Source organism: Pseudomonas sp. LSJ-87, assembly GCF_032971465.1.
GTDB lineage: Bacteria > Pseudomonadota > Gammaproteobacteria > Pseudomonadales > Pseudomonadaceae > Aquipseudomonas > Aquipseudomonas putida_Z.
The window spans coordinates 1-371 of sequence record NZ_JAWJYQ010000125.1; the positions used below are offsets into that span (position 1 = coordinate 1).

The 371-nt window shown below is 62.0% G+C and carries 1 pseudogene; it reads left to right on the forward strand.

What is annotated here, in order from left to right:
• Window positions 1-371 (forward strand): annotated as a pseudogene (locus RYH74_RS26360) (hypothetical protein); the annotation flags it as partial.

Here is a 371-nt window from a genome sequence, read left to right on the forward strand (position 1 = left end):
TGGCGTGAAGAACCGATGCGCGCCTATCAGCTGCAGACCTCACAGATCCTGCAGATCATTCGTGCCACGCACAGGGAATGGGCGGCGCAGAAGGTGCCGTCGCTGGAACCGATGACGGGCGATGGACCGCCGGTGTTCACCGACCCGGCAGTCGAGCGGCAGCTGTTGGTCGAGCGTGCGCAGCAGGAAAGTGACGAGCGTCTTGAAGAGCGCTACCACGAACCGCAGCGGGCCGCGTTCCAGGCTGAATACGAGCAGCAGGAACGCGAGTTTCAGCGTTACATCGACAAGGACGCCCAGGCGTACGTTGCCTTGTTCGATACGCCCATGTTCAAGGTGGCCGAGGCGTACGACTACGACGGTAACGATCG